General features: G+C 68.5%; 17 protein-coding genes. 7 read left to right on the forward strand and 10 right to left on the reverse strand.

The genetic code is table 11. The features are described from left to right. The 3 genes from NM2_RS09355 to nusB all read left to right on the forward strand — a co-directional run. On the forward strand, positions 1-612 hold a 612-nt coding region (locus tag NM2_RS09355), incomplete at its 5' end, for a M24 family metallopeptidase (RefSeq protein WP_157120993.1). 49 nt (positions 613-661) lie between these two features. Further along, a complete protein-coding gene (gene efp / locus NM2_RS09360) occupies positions 662-1225 on the forward strand; it encodes an elongation factor P (protein ID WP_067666691.1) in 564 nt (187 codons plus the stop codon). A 20-nt stretch (positions 1226-1245) separates the two neighbouring features. Beyond that, positions 1246-1758: a transcription antitermination factor NusB gene (gene nusB / locus NM2_RS09365; protein ID WP_067666692.1), complete on the forward strand. Its 513-nt coding sequence runs from the start codon at positions 1246-1248 to the stop codon at positions 1756-1758. Positions 1759-1831: 73 nt separating this feature from the next. Here nusB and NM2_RS09370 read toward each other — a convergent pair whose 3' ends face one another. Further along, positions 1832-2812, reverse strand: a complete 981-nt coding sequence (locus tag NM2_RS09370) for a quinone oxidoreductase family protein (protein WP_067666694.1) — start codon at positions 2810-2812, stop codon at positions 1832-1834. 82 nt (positions 2813-2894) lie between these two features. Here NM2_RS09370 and NM2_RS09375 point away from each other — a divergent pair, with 82 nt between their 5' ends. Further along, the gene (locus NM2_RS09375; protein WP_067666696.1) at positions 2895-3470 is read left to right on the forward strand and encodes a TetR/AcrR family transcriptional regulator; all 576 of its coding nucleotides are present in this window, start codon (positions 2895-2897) and stop codon (positions 3468-3470) included. 62 nt (positions 3471-3532) lie between these two features. Here the strand turns inward: NM2_RS09375 and NM2_RS09380 are convergent, their stop codons facing one another. The 3 genes from NM2_RS09380 to NM2_RS09390 form a co-directional block, all read right to left on the reverse strand. Beyond that, positions 3533-3754 (reverse strand): hypothetical protein, encoded by a 222-nt coding sequence (locus tag NM2_RS09380; protein WP_157120994.1) that lies wholly within the window; start codon positions 3752-3754, stop codon positions 3533-3535. 89 nt (positions 3755-3843) lie between these two features. Further along, a complete protein-coding gene (locus tag NM2_RS09385; protein WP_067666720.1) occupies positions 3844-5100 on the reverse strand; it encodes an SLC13 family permease in 1257 nt (418 codons plus the stop codon). Between the two features lie 459 nt (positions 5101-5559). Beyond that, positions 5560-6699, reverse strand: a complete 1140-nt coding sequence (locus NM2_RS09390; protein WP_084530636.1) for a serpin family protein — start codon at positions 6697-6699, stop codon at positions 5560-5562. 421 nt (positions 6700-7120) lie between these two features. On the opposite strand from NM2_RS09390, the gene NM2_RS51460 reads away from it, so the two are divergent. Then, positions 7121-7678, forward strand: coding sequence for a DUF4334 domain-containing protein (locus NM2_RS51460; protein ID WP_245717927.1), 558 nt, complete (start codon positions 7121-7123; stop codon positions 7676-7678). 39 nt (positions 7679-7717) lie between these two features. Here NM2_RS51460 and NM2_RS09400 read toward each other — a convergent pair whose 3' ends face one another. From NM2_RS09400 to NM2_RS09425, 4 genes are all read right to left on the reverse strand, one after another. After that, on the reverse strand, positions 7718-10006 hold the full coding sequence (locus NM2_RS09400) for an MHYT domain-containing protein (protein ID WP_067666699.1): 2289 nt from the start codon (positions 10004-10006) through the stop codon (positions 7718-7720). 382 nt (positions 10007-10388) lie between these two features. Next, on the reverse strand, positions 10389-11096 hold the full coding sequence (locus NM2_RS09410) for an HD domain-containing protein (RefSeq protein WP_067666707.1): 708 nt from the start codon (positions 11094-11096) through the stop codon (positions 10389-10391). A 101-nt stretch (positions 11097-11197) separates the two neighbouring features. Next, the gene (locus NM2_RS09415; protein WP_067666709.1) at positions 11198-11824 is read right to left on the reverse strand and encodes an alpha-ketoglutarate-dependent dioxygenase AlkB; all 627 of its coding nucleotides are present in this window, start codon (positions 11822-11824) and stop codon (positions 11198-11200) included. 291 nt (positions 11825-12115) lie between these two features. Further along, positions 12116-13012 carry an oxidoreductase gene (locus NM2_RS09425; RefSeq protein WP_067666713.1) on the reverse strand — a complete coding sequence of 299 codons (897 nt, stop codon included), beginning with the start codon at positions 13010-13012 and terminating at the stop codon, positions 12116-12118. Positions 13013-13095: 83 nt separating this feature from the next. On the opposite strand from NM2_RS09425, the gene NM2_RS09430 reads away from it, so the two are divergent. After that, a complete protein-coding gene (locus NM2_RS09430; RefSeq protein WP_067666715.1) occupies positions 13096-13680 on the forward strand; it encodes a TetR/AcrR family transcriptional regulator in 585 nt (194 codons plus the stop codon). 136 nt (positions 13681-13816) lie between these two features. Here NM2_RS09430 and NM2_RS09435 read toward each other — a convergent pair whose 3' ends face one another. Further along, positions 13817-14734: an alpha/beta hydrolase family protein gene (locus tag NM2_RS09435; protein ID WP_067666717.1), complete on the reverse strand. Its 918-nt coding sequence runs from the start codon at positions 14732-14734 to the stop codon at positions 13817-13819. Positions 14735-14869: 135 nt separating this feature from the next. On the opposite strand from NM2_RS09435, the gene NM2_RS09440 reads away from it, so the two are divergent. After that, entirely contained in the window at positions 14870-15466 is a 597-nt protein-coding gene (locus NM2_RS09440; protein WP_067666724.1) for a TetR/AcrR family transcriptional regulator, read from the forward strand. A gap of 48 nt (positions 15467-15514) precedes the next feature. On the opposite strand, the gene NM2_RS09445 is transcribed toward NM2_RS09440, so the two are convergent. Then, complete coding sequence (locus tag NM2_RS09445; protein ID WP_067666718.1) at positions 15515-16387, reverse strand: alpha/beta fold hydrolase; 873 nt, start codon at positions 16385-16387, stop codon at positions 15515-15517. Positions 16388-16566 lie beyond the last annotated feature (179 nt).

A 16566-nucleotide genomic window follows, 5' to 3' on the forward strand; every position in this document is an offset into this window, starting at 1 on the left:
GGCGGGATCCGGCCCGGCCGCACCGAGCGGCAGGTCGCGCGGGATCTGGAGTGGCTGATGTTCGAGCACGGCGGCCAGGCGGTGGCGTTCGAGACCATCGTCGCCGCGGGCGCGAATTCCGCTGTGCCGCATCACCGGCCCACCGACGCGGTGCTGGCGGCGGGCGATTTCGTGAAACTCGATTTCGGCGCGGTCGTGGACGGCTATCACTCGGACATGACCCGCACCCTCGTCCTCGGCGAGCCCGACGACTGGCAGCGCGAGGTGTACGACCTGGTCCGCGAATCGCAGCGGGCCGGGCGCAAGGCGTTGAAACCGGGCGCCGGATGCGCGGAGGTGGACGCGGCGTCGCGCGGGGTGATCGAGGCGGCCGGATACGGCGAATTGTTCGTGCACGGGCTCGGACACGGCGTCGGTCTGCAGATCCACGAAGCGCCCGGCCTTGCCAAAACGGGCACGGGTACACTGCTCGGTGGCGTAGCGGTGACCGTCGAACCAGGTGTGTACTTCCCGGGCCGCGGCGGTGTCCGGATCGAGGATACCCTCGTGGTACGCGAGGGGGGTCCCGAGCTGCTCACGCTCACCAGCAAAGACCTGACCGTCGTCGATTGACGCGCGGCCCGAACAGTGGTTATTTCACGACTAAGGAGATCCGAGGACAGTGGCGGACACCAGTGACTTCAAGAACGGCCTCGTGCTGAAGATCGACAATCAGCTCCAGCAGATTGTCGAGTTCCAGCACGTCAAGCCGGGCAAGGGGCCCGCGTTCGTGCGCACCAAGCTGAAGAACGTGCTGTCCGGCAAGGTGGTCGACAAGACGTTCAACGCCGGGGTGAAGGTGGAGACCGCCACCGTCGACCGGCGCGATATGACCTACCTGTACCACGACGGGTCGGACTACATCTTCATGGACGGCGACACCTTCGACCAGATCAACCTGGGCGAATCCGTGCTGGGCAAGTCCGCGGGCTTCCTGCTGGAGAACATGAGCGTCCAGATCGCGATGCACGAGGGTGAGGCGCTGTACGTCGAGCTGCCCGTCGCGATCGACGTCGTGGTGACCCACACCGAGCCGGGCCTGCAGGGCGACCGGTCCAGCGCGGGCACCAAGCCGGCCACCGTGGAGACCGGCGCGGAGGTGCAGGTGCCGCTGTTCATCAACCAGGGTGACAAGCTGCGCATCGATACCCGCGACGGTTCGTACATCAGCCGCGTCAACTCCTGACCCGAGGGAAGCCAGCGACTGTGGCCGATCAGCCCGGGGACAAGAAGTCCCAGTACAAGAAGCTCGGCGCCCGGCACAAGGCGCGGCGTCGCGCGGTGGACCTGCTGTTCGAGGCCGAGGCGCGCGACGTCGACGTGACCGAGCTGATCGCCGAGCGGGTGCAGTTGTCCACCGGTGACGAGTCGGTCGCGCCGGTGAACCCCTACACCAGCACCCTGGTCGAGGGTGTGGCCGACGATCTGGACCGGGTGGACGGCACCATCGAGTCGTACCTGCAGGACTGGACGCTGTCCCGGCTGCCCGCCGTGGATCGCGCCATCCTGCGGGTGGCGGTGTGGGAGTTGTTCCACGCCAACGACGTTCCACCGGTCGTGGCCGTGGACGAGGCGGTGGAGCTGGCCAAGGAGCTGTCCACCGACGATTCGCCGAGCTTCATCAACGGCGTGCTCGGCCAGGTGGTCCGGGTGGCTCCGCAGGTCCGCGCGGCCGCTGCTGCCACTCGCAGCACGCGGGTTTCGGGGTCCGAGGAATAGCCCTCCCGGCACGCGGAGTCTTCCGCGATCGGGCCGAGGATCCCGCCGAGCCGGGGCCTTCGGCCCGATCGCGTTATGCGGCAGTCGGATTCGGTCGCAGGATGATCGTTCCGGTGGTCTGCCGGTCCTGGACCAGCCGATGGGCCTGCGCTGCTCGATCCAGCGGCAGAGTCCGATCGATCAGTGCCTCGATTCCGCCGTCGGCGGCGCGGTTCAGTACCTCCGCGCGGGTGGCGGCCACCTGTTCCAGCCAGGCCGGACCCGCGCAGCCGGTGTAGGTGAGGCCGCGGGCGAGCAGATCCGTGGCGGTGATGGGTGCGGGCACTCCGGACAGGGAGCCGTAACCGAGCATCCGGCCGCGTAGCGGGGTCATGAGATCGAGCAGGTCCGCCGCGGCCGGGCCGCCGATCGCCTCGAAGACGACGTCGATCGTGTTGTCCCCGAGGATATCTCGCAGCCGCCGGGTCCAGTGCGGGTCGCGATGGTCGACTACCTCGTCCGCGCCGAGCGCGCGGGCGCGGGCGGTCTTGTCTCCGCCCGCGGTGGCGATGATGTGTTTCGCGCCGAATTCCTTCGCCAGCTGGGTGAGGTAGCCGCCGACACCGGTGGCCGCGGCCTGGACCAGGATCGTCTCGGTGCCGGTGAGTGCGGCCCGCCGCAGCAGAGCCGTCGCGACGGACCCGCCCATCAGTACCGCGGCCGCTTTCTCGGTCGACAGTCCGGCCGGGATTACTGTGGCGGATTCGACTGGCACGCAAACCTTTTCCGCATACGCTCCCGAACCCGCGGTGGCCGCGACCACCCGCGACCCGAGCAGTGCCGGATCTACGTCCGCGCCGATCTCGGCGACCGATCCGGCTGCCTGGAATCCGAATATCGCGGGAAGTTCGGCAGCCATCGGGAAAATGCCTTCGCGCAGGGCGATTTCGGGATAGAGCACCGGAATCGCGGTGGCTCGCACGAGGATCTCGCCGGGGCCGGGGTGTGGGTCCGGCAGTTCGCGGGCGAGGAGTACCGCGGGCTCGCCGACAGCGGTCATTAGGATTGCCTGCATCGAAACTCCTTAAGTGGACCGACGGTCAAGTTCTGTCTCAAACGATATGGACCGCCGGTCAAGTTGTCAATGAAGGGATGCCATGGCCGACCGACCCCGCAAGGAACGTGCCGATGCCGCGCGTAATCGGCGCGCCATTCTCGACGCGACGGCGGCGTTGTTCGCCGAGCACGGTGCGGCCGGTGTCACGATGGAGCGCGTGGCGGCCGCGGCCGGGGTGGGCAAGGGGACCATCTTCCACCGCTTCGGCTCTCGGGCGGGCCTGCTACAGGAATTGGTGGGGGAACGCGCGTTCGCTTTGCGCGAGGCGGTCGTGCACGGTCCGCCGCCGCTCGGGCCGGGCGCGCCCGCGGCGCAACGGCTGGTGGCGTATTTCGATGCGATGACGGAACTGGCCCTGGACAACCTCGACCTGGTCGTCGCGTATCAGACCCTGCACGAACATCCCGAACGCGAGCAACTGCACGCCTTCTGGGCGGAGCACATCACCGCGCTGCTGCGGGAGGCGCGGCCGGAGTCGGATGCGCAGGTCACGGCGGCGCTGCTGATGGCGCCGCTGGGTAGCGAGATCGTCGTTCGCGCGATGCAGACGGTGGGGCGAGAACGGATACGACAGGGTATGCGGGATCTGGTGGCCTCGGTACTCGCCACGCGCTGAGGGATGAGACAGATCGGCACCGGGCCCGGGACGGGCGCGGTGCCGACGATGTCGGGGCGGCGTTATCCGGTTGAGCCGCTGGGTGCCGGGGCCGGGGCCGGGGCGGGAGCGGGCAATGGCCGGCTGTTCAGGTGAGCGCGGCAGTAGTCGTCCGGGTGCCCGGCATCCTTGCAGTTCACCCACTGGATCTGGCCGTCGGTCCACGCATCGGCGCTCGCCACCGGTGCCAGGATGCCCACGGCGCAGCAGATCGCCAGGCTGATGAAGACAACGATTTTTCTCATAGCAACCCCCAAGTGATTGCAAATAGGGAACCGGGTTCCCACCCTGCCATGGGCGCGGAACATCCGACCAGGTGATTTACCTGCATCGATCAACGGGTGATCAGCAATGCGCCGACGGCGGCCGCGGTCGCGGTGACAGCGAGGGCGAGCCCGGTGGCCAGGAACCGTCGCATCGGCACGCGCACGCGGTGCATGCGGCAGAATTCCAGGCACAGCAGGGTTGCCAGGGATGCCCACGGCGTGACGACCGACCCGACGTTCGTGCCGATCAGCAAGGCCAGCAACTGATTTCGATTGCCGGGCGGTATCACCGCCTCGCCCGCGGTGTATGCGGGCAGGTTGTTCGCGACGTTGGACAGCCCGGTCCCGGCGGCCGCGGCGCGCAAGGCGCCCGCGGTGCCCCGATCGTCGCCGATCAGCGTGTGCATCAGGGTCGAGAGTCCGAATCGGCTGAGCGTCGGGACCACCAGGAACAATCCGACCACGAAGATCAACAACTGCCACGGGATGAGGGACCAGCGCAGGACGCGGCGATCCAGGACAGCGAAGGCCGCGATCGCGAGCAGTGCCGCCGCGGCCGCGGCCAGTCCGATGCCGTCGCCGACGAACGGGATCGCCACCACGAACAGCAGGCATGCGCCGGAGGTGACGCCCATCAGGATGCGTTCGCGCGGATCGGCCGCCCGCACCGGGTGCGGGGGAAGGTAGCGGTCCGCGCCCCGGCGGCGCCGCCGCCAGTACCAGATCCACAGCGCCAGCATCGTGACCAGCACCGAGGCCAGTTGCGGCGCCCACATGCGCGCGGCGAATCCGACGCCGTCCAGCCCGACCCGGTTCGCCGCGAGCAGATTGGTCAGATTGGATACCGGTAGCAGCAGACTCGCGGTATTGGCCAGCCAGAGCGTGGTCATCGCCAGCGGTAGCGGCGCGATGCGGGCGGGCCCGGCCAGGGCCAGCATCACCGGGGTGAGCAGCACCGCGGTCGTGTCGAGGTTGAGCAGGGTCGTGGTCGCCGTGGCGAACAGCACGCACAGCACGAACAGCGCCGCGTAATTCCCGCGGCCGAGTATCGCGACCCGGTGGGCGATCACATCGAATACCTTCGCCCGCCGAGCCAGCTGAGCCAGAATGATCACACTGCCCAGGAACAGCAGCAGCGGCGCGATCCGGCGCATATTGCTCGCTGCCTCGGCCCGCGGCAGCAATCCCGTTGCCACGCAGAACAATCCGGCGATCAGCAGGGCGAACCGAACCCAATCCAGCAGGGCCACCCGGCGCAATCGCGCGGATATCGGCAACGTCCGCGCGGCCGGGGTCCGCTGGTCGATTTCGGTCTGCTCGGGCATCGGACACATCATCCCAGAGCCCCCCGACACATTCCTGCCGGTCCCCGAAGCGCCGGTCTCGGCGCCGGGCCGCCGCAGAACAGGGATCGCCGGAGATCGCCATCGGAAAACAACGGTCACACGATTCCTGAGCCGCTGAGCCGCTGAGCCGCTGAGCCGCTGAGCCGCTGAGCCGCTGAGCCGCTGAGCCGCTGAGCCGCTGAGCCGCTGAGCCGCTGGGACGGTGTGCCGCTGAGCCGCTGGGACGGTGTGCCGCTGAGCCGAGGGGACGGTGACGATCGTGGGAATCGGGCGGTTACTCGTGACAACGGCGTTGATGCAGGGCCGATGGGACACGGCGTGGTCGATCACAGGTGATGGGCGACTCACGCGCCGGCGACTACGGAGATGGCGTCGGGCATGGGCCGGAATCGTGGTGCCTACCGTGACGATCGGTTGTCATGTGGAGTTGGAGGTTGCTCACGCCGGGGGATGCGCGACCCATCCGGCGACGATCACCAGCCCGGTGGGGCGGTGAACGGCGAGAAATCCGAAGGGGCGGTCGAAGGCTACGGCAATCTCCGTCGTGCTGTGCGGGCGGCGGAGGGCGACGGCGCGGACCATGCCGACGGCGCTGACCGCGGCGGCCTCGAAACCCTCTCGGGTGAATCGGGCGCGGGCGTTCTGGGCCGCGCCATCGACGCACAGCGGCGTGTCGGACAGGGCCGGGAAATGGCCGGTTCGGGGGTCGGTCGCGGTGCTCAGGCCGAACAGGTCGCGGTGTTTCAGCAGGTCGTGTGCGGAACGGATCTCGAACGGCGGCAACTGGATTCGCAGGGTGTCGGCTACCGCGCGGGTTTGCCGGACGGTCAGGCCTGGTCCGGTGTCACCGATCTGCGGTGCGGTGCGTGCCTCGATCGAGCCATCCAGGACACCGAGTCCGGCCCGCAGCACCTCGGCGGGCGACCCGTCGCCCAGCAGCAGGTGAACGTCCAGATCGCCGGTGCCGCGCACGACGACCCGGGTCACCGGCGCCGGCGCGGCGAGCAGGGCGGCGTCGGCGAGGGTTTCGGAGTTGCGGGACAGTCCCGGTCCGCGGTGACCCGCCCAGGGGCCCGACGCGGGCTCGAGGACATCGTCGTGGAACGGTGTGCGCCATGCCGTTTTCGCGACGATCGCGGTGGCCAGGATCAGCAACGTGTCCGGCTGCGTCTCGAGCGGGAAACGATCGATGAGCCCGCCGGTGTGGCGGTCGGCCCAGGCGTCCAGGGCAGGTTGCCCGGTCAGTTTCTCGACGGTGCCCGCGGGCAGAGTGCGAACCCATGCCTCGTGCAGGGCGAGGTCCGGGCGGACCCAGACGCCGAGCGCGGCCGCGGCCGCGGCCGCATCGGTGAGTTCGGCGAGCAGAGCCAGGGCGGCCGACCTCGCCTCGGGTGCCGCGACGGACGTGGCGGCGGCGAGTTCGGAGCGTGCGGGTTCGTCGGAGGCATCGGCGAGAATTCCCAGCAGCGGCCAGATCCCGCAACCCGACAGAACGAAATCGTCATTTCCGGCTTGTTCGCACCAGCGGCCGGTCAGGTCGTTGGCAGCGGCGACGTGTGACAGAAGGCTCGGCTGCACATGATCCAGCGTAGCGATCGGCCGATGCCGCATCCGGCGTGCAGCGGGCGGTGCCGGAGTGGATGATGTGCCCGGTGGCGCCCTGTCCGGTGTGAAGTGGGCGGCCTCGGGTTCGATGATGTGCCCCGGAACCCCGCCGACGGGTGTACGAAAGGACGGCGGGGTGTTCCGCGACCGCATCGGGCGGGTGCGCGGACCGGGGTCGGAGATCATCCTGATACCTCAACCGCGCTCGAGGTCAATACATCGATTCGCGATTCCGCGTGTTCGGCGCGCGTCGTGCGATGTCGGCGCACTCGGTCCGCGGCGGGAGTCGAGGCTGGTGGACAGCGCCGGCCGGACGGACGTGTCCGAGGTCCGGGGGTGTCGGGATATTGTGAGAGCCGATCGTTTTTATGCCGTACGAATCGAGGAGGCTGGCGTGGCCGGTACCGGTACACCCGCGGCGCGGCTGGACGAGTTGCGCGGCGCGGGTTGCACCCCGCAGCAGGCGTGGGAACTTTTCGACAGCCTCCCCGGGGTCCGCGTCGAGGAGGTCACCACCGGCCGCTGGCGCGGTGGCGAACTGGACACCGGACATCCGTGGAAGGGTGTCCTGGTCGGATCCGGTTGGTACGGAAAACAATTCGACAGCGCCGACAGCGTGCAACCGCTACTGTTCGCCGGACCGGACGAGCGGATCTTCCCGGTCGATCCGCGCCGCGTCCCGCTCGCGCTCGCGGGCCGGATTCCGCTGGCCGCCGTCCGATTCTGCCGGCGGCTGCTGCCGCTGCTGCGCCCGGTCCTGCGCGCGGGATCGCCCTGCGCACGCCTGCGCGACCTCGAATTCCGCGGCAAGGTCGGCGCGGCGATGGTGTACGACCATCTGCCGATCATCGACTGCTTCCGCCTGGTCGACGGGGATACGCTGCTCGGCGTGATGGATATGCGCGGGATGCGCGACCCGTATTTCTTCACCCTGTCGCGCGATCACTCCTGAGCGCGGCATAGCGCGCCCGGCGGACCCGCCGCCGGGCGGCTACTGCTCCATCGAGCGATCGGCGCGGTGCGGGGTCCGCTCCTCGGCCGTCCCCTTGCCGACGGATCCCGGTGCGGCAGTGGTATTTCCCCCCGGCAGAACGCGGAAACCGTTGTGCCAGTTCGAAACCGCGGCCTGCGCCGGATTCCGGCTCTGCCGCCCGGAGGCATCGGATTCGGCATCCAGATCGGCCAGAATGCGCCGGATGGTGCGTGAGCTCGTGCCGAGCTGTGCCGCGATCTCGCTGGTCGGTGCGTTGACCGCGTGCAGTTCGCGCACGCGCTCGCGGAACGCCGGATCCCGGCGATACTGACGGTTCGCCTGGGCGGGTTCGGACGGCGCTGTCTGTGGTGAGGCGGACGGTGTCGCCGTCGCCGTATACCGTCCGGTGGGTTCGCCGAACTCCTGTGTCAGTGGGTCCGCGGGTGTCGTCCGCGCCGCGTCCGCCGGTGCCTGCCCCGGCGGAACCGGCGACGCCGGCGCGAATTCTCGCCATGTCCACGCCGTCTTCGAGGACGGTTGTGCTGTCGGCAGCGTTTGCGTCACCGCCGAGGATTCCTGTCCGGCCGGTGGAGTCTGCGTCGTCGGCGGGAGGTTCCGATCAGGCTCCGGAGTCTGTGCCGTCGGCTGGAGTGGTTGGCCTGCTTCCGGAACTTGTGTGTTCGCCGAGATAGTTTGGCCCGCTTGCTGAGTCTGCGCAGTTGCCGGAACGGCTCGATCTACTTGCTGAGCCCGTGCGGTCGCCGGGATGGCCTGATCGGCTTGCCGAGTCTGTGCGGTCGCCGGGATGGTTTGGTTCGCTTGCTGATTCTGCGCGGTTGCGGGGATCGGTTGGCCCGCTTCCTGAGTCGACGCGGACGTGGGGATCGGTTGGCCCGCTTCCTGAGTCGACGCGGACGTGGGGATCGGTTGGCCCGCTTCCTGAGTCGACGCGGACGTGGGGATCGGTTGTCCAGGTGTGGGGGTCTGTGTCGTTGTCGGCAGGGGTTGGCCGGTTGCCGGTGGCGCGGTCGTCGGCAACGCCTGGCCGTTTGTGGGGGTCTGCGCAGTCGCCGGATGTGGTTGGCCTGTCGCTGGCGTGGGGATGACCTGTCCTGCCGCTGACGCCGATGATGTGTTGCGTGCCTCGGCCGACGTTGTCTGCTCTGCCGACGGGAGCGATTGTCCCGCCGATGAATTCGCCGCTGCCGCTGTGGGCGCCTGCGTTTCGGCTCGGGTCCGGCTCTGTTCCGGCGTGTCAGCCAGCGGTGCCGCCCGATCGGGCGACGCGGGCGGATCTGTCGAAACAGTCTGCGCGCCAGACGATTCCGGTGAGCCGAACGTCGATGCGGAAGGAGACGCCGCCGACAACTCGTCGATCCCGGTCGGATGCGATCCGACGGCCGGACCTGCCACATTCGACGCCGCGAGTGCCGGGGCGGCGAACACTACGTTGTCCGAGGCGGATTCCTCGTCGAGGGTCCACGGGCTGGGCAGGTCCAGATCCACCAGTGCGCCGGTTCCGGACAGGATGCGCAGATTGTCCATCAGCACGGTTCGCGGCGCGCGGGCGTTGTCCACCAGACCGCCGTCCTCGACGGCGCGTCGCATGACCCGCTGCAGGTGGCGGCGGGCTCGGTTGATCCGGCGCGAACCGGCGCCGGTGTCGCGCAGGGTTCGTGCGTGGTCGGCGGCGAGGGCGACGTCGATGAGGCGGCGCTGCCGCGCGGCCTCCCCGGCGGTGCGGTCGGTGGGATCGGCGATGCCGAGCCGGATCAGCATGCGTTCGGGTGTGATGCGCCAATTGATTCCGCCCAGCGCGCCGCTGCGGCGACGCTCGAGGGCCATACTGCGCTCCCATCCCCAGGCCGCGACCAGGGGTGCGGACAGGCGGATCAGCACGGTGCCCACATTGTCCGCATCAGTGGCCGCCAGCACCGCGGACAGGCAGGTGAGCACCCACATCGCGACGCCGTCGATACCGGCGGTGCCGCTGACCTGCTGGGCGCTGCGCGCCCGCAACGCCGAGGTCAGCACCATGATCTCGAGGAAGGCGAAGAACATGATCCGCAGCGACAACGTCAGATGCAGCGATTTGTCGAAGAAGACCCACATGCCCTGCGCGCTGACACCCGTCGCGATCGCGGCCGCGAGCAGGGTGCCCGCCTGTTCCCCGGTGAGTCCGCGACGCCGAGCCGATCGCACGGCCCAGATCGCACCGCACGCCACGACGACCGCGCCGAGGGCGGCGAGCACCGTGATCGTGAGGTGTGACTCCAGGTTCGTCGCGATCCGATCGATGCCGTTCATCCGCCGGAGGTCCTTCCATTCGCCAAACGCCGAGCCCGGTGATGGTCTCGCGTTCTCGGCCGCGCCGCACCCCGAATCATCCGAAAGGGTGGCGGATCACCGACTCGCACCGGACCGAATCACCGCCATCGCGCCACTGCCACAGGGCTGTTCGATCGAGAGCCCGCTGCGAAAGACACAGTCGGTCGGACCGGCTGCGAACCTCTGAACAGGGGCTTTGGCGGGATGCGTCCAGTGCTGGTGAATTTCGATCACGAGTCCGCTGTGCACGATCGGCATCGCTGGGAAGCTGTCTTCGAGGGGAAACGTCCCGCGGTGATGAATGACGAATGTGCGTGCTGCCAGGGCGGCCGACCTGGATGTGAACGGGCCTGTGCGGGTTCTACTCGAGGATTGCGTCGAAACGTTCATCGGCCAGATCGAGCTGGTCGAGGATGTGCTGTTTGACGTGTGCGGCCAGCGGGGTGTCGGTGCGGGTGACCAGATCGCGGTAGACGCTGGTGAGCGGGCGGTATTTGACCGCGAGCCGTTCCATGGCCGGGCTCGTGGCGTAGAGGATGCCGACACCGTTGTCGGTGAAGTCGGACAGTTTCACCACCCGAGCCCACGGATCGCGCTCCAGGCTCGCGGCGATGTGCGAGCGGTATTGATGATTGCGATCGATACCCGGCTCGTGGGCGGGATTGGTGACCGCGGCGACCAGTTCGGCGACCCGCTCACCGAAACGTTCGCGCACCGCGGCGAGGGCGGCCTCGGTCTCTGATCCCTCTCGCGCGTCCGCGAGCTCGGGCGCGTGGTCCTCCACGGCGTCGTGCAGCAGGCCCGCCACGACCAGATCGGTGTCGTGCACCTCGTAGTGACTGACGATCCGGATCGCTACGCGCAGTAGGTGATTCAGATAGGGCTCGCGGCCGTATCGGTCGTCGCGATGCAGGTCCGAGACCAATTCGAGTGCCGCGCCGACGCGTTCGGGCTCGGCCAATTTCGCGGATTCCAGTTCGAGTCTGCGGCGTAGCCCTTCCTCGCCGTGCACCTCGCTGATCGTGTGCAGCGGCATCACAGCCAGAATTCCCGCCCCTGTCGCGTTCATTTCCCCAATCTATCGGGCGACACGGACGAAGTGACCCATCGGTAGGCGAAATTATGGTGACCGAACGGGGACCGCGCGGACGGTGCGCTCCGGTGCGAGGCTCATCGCACGCCCCGCGGACGGAACTGAATACTGATGCGCGGACCGACGGCGCGGCGTGTCTTGGGCACCGCATGTTCCCAGGTGCGCTGGCAGGATCCGCCCATGACGATCAGATCGCCGTGGCCCAGCGGATAACGCAGGCTCTCGCCGCCCCCGCGGGGCCGCAGCAGCAGGGCGCGCGGCGCGCCGATCGACACGATGGCCACCATCGTGTCGTGGGTCGCGCCGCGGCCGGAGGTGTCGCCGTGCCAGGCGACGCTGTCCGCCCCGTCCCGGTAGTAGCACAGCCCGGCCGTGTGGAAGGGCTCGCCCAGTTCGCCGGAGTAGTGCTCGCTCAAGGCGATTCGCGCGGCCTCCAGCGATGGGTCCGGCAGTTCCTGTCCCTCCTCGTAGAACCGCAGCAACCGCGGCACGTCGACCACCCGGTCGTACATCTGCCGCCGATCGGCGCGCCACGGCACCGCCGTGACGAGTCGATCGAACAGCAGATCCGCGCCGTCGAGCCAGCCCGGCAGCACATCCACCCACGCGCCCGCGGACAGGCTCACGCGACGCATCCCGTCGAGCGGACCGAGGGCGATCTCCTCGAATCCGTCGAGCAACGATCCCTGTAGCGGTACCGGCATGCGCTCGAATCTACGTTCTATCGAACATATGTTCAAGCATCGGCGTCCTCGGGTTGTCTCGAAGGTTCGTTCGCGAGGTATTCGCCGCCCGCGGGCACGGTGGCCGGATGCGGTTGGCCCCCATTCGCCGGGCGGCAGGTCGCGCAGCCTGATGAACCGGCCGCGCTCGGGGCCGAGCGGATTTCGGGTTCGGGCGCGTAGGCCTCGGCGATGAACACCGGCGCCGGGCAGACGATGAGCAAGGCGGGTCGGTGTTCACCGTGTCGCGGTATCGGATCCGGCGGGAAGGTGTCAGCGTTGTGCGGGGGCGGCCGGGAGTGGGAAGCCGATGCCGGTGAGATGTTCGGAGGCGGCCCAGAGGCGGCGGGCGAGGTCCTGGTCTTGCGCGGGCTCGGAGCGGTCGATGAGCTCTGGTGCGCCGCGCATGTGCGCCAGGTGCCGGGGCCCGGCGAAGCTGTTGCCGGGGATGTCGGCGACGGCGGCGTACAGCACCGGCCGTGCGCCGTGATCCGCGTCCTGGGCCAATAGCGCGATGACGGCCCGCCACACCAGGTCCATCGGCCGGCGCGGGCCCTCGTGGTGGTAGATATTGGTCGCGACCAGGCCGGGGTGTGCCGCGTTCGCCCGGACGCTCGATCCCGCGGCGGTCAACCGGCGCTGCAATTCGGCCGTGAACAGCAGGTTCGCGAATTTGGAGTCGTTGTACGCGCGAGTGGGCTGGTAAGGGCGGCGCTCCCAGTTGAGATCCTGGAAGTCGAGCTGGGCGAACCGTTCGGCCTGTGAGGCCACGGTGACGATGCGGCCGGTGATGTGCGGCAGCAGCAGGTTGGTCAGGGCGAAGTGACCGAGATGGTTGACGCCGAACTTCGCCTCGAATCCTTCCGTGGTGCGGGCCAGCGTCGGCGCCGAGACACCTGCGTTGTTGATCAGCAGATCGATGGGTCCGTCCCAGTCGGCGGCGAAGGTTCGTATCGATTCGAGGCTGCCGAGGTCGAGTTCGCGAATCTGGGTGTCGCCGGCGATTCCGGCCGAACGTCCTCGCTCGATGCTGCGCACCGCCAGCACGACTCGCGCGCCCGCGGCGGTCAGCGCCCGCGACACCGAGCGGCCGATTCCGCTGTTGGCGCCGGTCACCACCGCTGTTGTTCCGGACAGGTCGGGCAGATCCACACCGTGAAAAGTAGTCATGCAGACAATGTAGCCACCGATTACATTGTCGTCAATGGTTACATTGTAATCGATGGGTACATCCGAATGCTAAGGTGGCGGTCATGAGTGATCACGCGTATCACCACGGCAATCTGCGATCGGTGCTGCTTGCCGAGGCGGAACGAACACTCCGGGACGAAGGCATCGATCGGTTGTCGCTGCGTGAACTCGCCCGGCGGGCAGGGGTGAGCAGCGCGGCGCCGCGGCGGCACTTCCCCGATCGGCAGGCCCTGCTGGATGCGCTCGCCGAGGTGGGTTTCGATCGCCTCGCCGATGAACTCGGTGCCGCGATCGATCGAGCCGGTGCGGACTACCCGGCGCGCATGCGCGCGGCCGCGATCGCCTACATCCGATTCGCCACCCGCGACGGCGCATTGGTCGATCTGATGTTCGCCGCTAAAACCCAAGCGGGACACTCGATTTCGGAGGAAGGGCTGGTTCGCCTGTTCGCCACCGCCGGCGAACTGATCGCCGAGGGGCAGCGAACCGGGGCTCTGCCGTCCGGTGATCCCGACCGGCTGCGGCTACTGCTCGTCGCCACCCTGCAGGGCGTGGCTGCGCTCATCACTTCGGGCAGGGCGCCGGCCGAACTGGCCGATACTCTCGCTGACGACGCAGTCGCACTGTTTCTCCGTGACCATCGCTGACGCCGGATACCCGCAGCTCGGCCTCCGTGTCGAATCGGCCGCTGACCGGCATGTGCGAGGGATCACGGCGGTGCGACAGCGAGTGGCCGTCCGCGAGCGAAATCGGTGCGATCACGCACCCCGGACTGCGGGGTGGTTACTTCGAGTCGATCCGGCCCAGCGGCTCGGGGGTCGACGCCAGGGTTGCCCGGACCTCGGACCACGCGGTGTCGTCGAGCCCCAGCGCGGAACGCAGATACGCCAGCGTGGCCCGTTGCACGAGCGCGACGCGCTCGGTGCTTTCATCGGTGGTCCGGGTGTCGTGAGCGCCCTGAATGCCGCCCAGCCCGTGTTCCGCCCCGAAAAGGGTCAGCAGATCGGTGGCTCCCGGTGCGAGGCGGTAGCCGTCGGCGAACCAGTCCGGGCCGCGCAGGGTCAGCGGGGATTGATCCTGATCCCCGGCGACGATCAGGCTCGGTGTCTTCATGTCGCCGAAATCGGGGCTCATGAACGGGAAGTGCTCGGCGGCCATCGGCGACAGATCCGCGCCGCCGGTTCCGGGCAGGCTGAGCAGCACTGCCGCGCCGACTCGGGAGTCGGCCATGCTCGCGCCGGGCGTGCCGTCGGCGTCGAGAACTCGCGCACCCGCGAGTGTGCTCGCGGTCTGCGCCCCCCACGAGTGCCCGGCGACCGCGATGCGCCCCCGGTCGACGCGCCCGCTCAGTCCGGGCACCCCGGCCTCGACCGCGTCGAGTTGATCCAGGATGCCGGTCAGGTCGTCGGTCCGGATACGCCAGATGAGCGGGGTGCGCGGGTCGTCCAGCGCGAGGTCGAGAGAATCGAGATGGGTCGGCTGGACGACGACGAAACCGTGGGCGGCCCAGAATCCCGCCAGTGGTGCGTAATCGTCCAGGTTCAGGGTCATGCCGTGCGAGAAGACGACGACCGGCAGGTCGCGGCCGGTCGTCGGTGCCGAGACTCGTACCTGGAGGTCCTGGCCGCGGTCGCGAGCCGCGAGGGTGATCGGCGCGACCGAGACGACGACGGCGGCGGCGGTTGACGCGATGTCACTCATGGGAGTTTGTCCTCACTCGTGGATGGGAGATGGTGATGCCGCAACCGGTGATCTGGGAGAATAGATTCCGGAGCAGCGCTCCGATTAGAAATATACGGAGCACTGCTCCGCTTGGCAACCTGGGAGGTGCCCGCGATGTCATCGGCTGACGACGATGCCGGGGTGGGTCGGCGTAAGCGGTCGGACGCGCGTCGCAACGCGCAGACCGTTCTCGACGCCGCCGCGACCGTCTTCGCGCGCGCGGGGGTCGACGCTCCGGTACGGGACATCGCCGCCGAGGCGGGAGTGGGCATGGGGACCGTCTACCGGCATTTCCCCACTCGTCCGGATCTGGTGGTCGCGGTCTTCCGGCATCAGGTCGACGGGCTGGCCGCCGCGACCGTCACATCCGAGGCTCCCGAGGAAGCCCTGCGCGCATGGGTGGCCCGGTTCACGGACTTCCTGGTGACCAAACACGGCCTGGCCGAGGCGCTGCATTCCGACCAGGCCGGATTCGAGAGTCTGCACGCCGAATTCGTCGATCGGCTGGTGCCGGTGCTGGGCGAGTTGCTGCGTGCAGGCGTCGACGCCGGGCGGTTCCGCGCGGACGTGCGCCCTCTGGATCTGATGATCGCCATCGGCAACCTGTGCATCGGAGCCGGGACCTTCCCCGACTACCGTGCCCGCCACATGGTCGAGGTGCTCCTCGCGGGCCTTGCGGCACAACCCGATCGCGAGCGATCGAGGCCGTAGCCGACGAGGATTCGACCGATCCCGGGCGAGCGACTGCCGGGGCTCGTTCTACTGTTCGCCGAGGTGCGCGCGCACGAAATCGACCACGGCATCGGTGAATTCGTCGTTGACGTCGCTCGCGGCGGTGTGCGCGGCGGCCTTGATCTCGACGTATTCCAGCTGCGGGACCACGGCGCGGAAATCCGCGACGCCCTGTTCGCTGACCACATCGGACAGACGGCCGCGAACCAGCAGGATCGGCATGCTCAGCTTGCGGGCGGCTTCTTCCAGGTCGACGGTGTGCGCCTCGATGTCCTCGCCCTTGCCCGACATCATCGCAGGATCCCAGTGCCAGTACCAGCGGCCGTCCTCGCGCAGACGAAGATTGCGGCGCAGGCCCTCGCTGCTGCGCGGGCGGGCGCGGTGCGGCAGATATTCCGCGACGGCGTCGGCGGCCTCGTCCAGTGAGGCGAAACCGTCCTGATGTCCGCCCAGGAAGCTCAGCACTCGTTCCACGCCCTTGTGCTCCGGGCGCGGTACCACGTCGACCATGACCAGTCCGGCGATGCGTTCACTGCCGGGACGATCGGTGGCCAACAGTGCAGTCAGACCGCCCATGCTCGCGCCGACGACGATCGCGGGACGGTCCAGTTCGGCGAGGATGCCGAGCAGATCGGCCGTCATCGATTCGCGCGAGTAGTCGCCGTCGGGCGCCCAGTCGCTCTCGCCGTGTCCGCGCGCATCCAGGAGCAGCGCCTGAAGACCGACCTTGGCCAGTGCGGCGCCGGAATCCTTCCAGGAGTGCCGGGTCTGACCGCCGCCGTGCAGGAATACCGTCAACGGTCCGTCATCGGGTCCCCAGCTCTCGCCGGCCAGTGTGATCCCACCCCGGCCGCGGAAGCTCACGCGGCGCGGCTCGCTGAATTCGGCATCGTTGCTCACACTTCGAGCATCGCACACTCCGATATACGGCGTATGAAGATGGGTACTGTATGCGGCTACTTAAGACTGGTGGTGGGGCTTGATCCCGGCCAGGATCGGTCTCAGGTACCCGGTGGGAAGCTCTCTATGCGGCTGCCTGCCAGCAGTATCGGTGTGGCTCGCTAATGGCTTGCATCCCA

Source organism: Nocardia miyunensis NBRC 108239 (assembly GCF_001613065.1).
Lineage (GTDB): Bacteria > Actinomycetota > Actinomycetes > Mycobacteriales > Mycobacteriaceae > Nocardia > Nocardia miyunensis.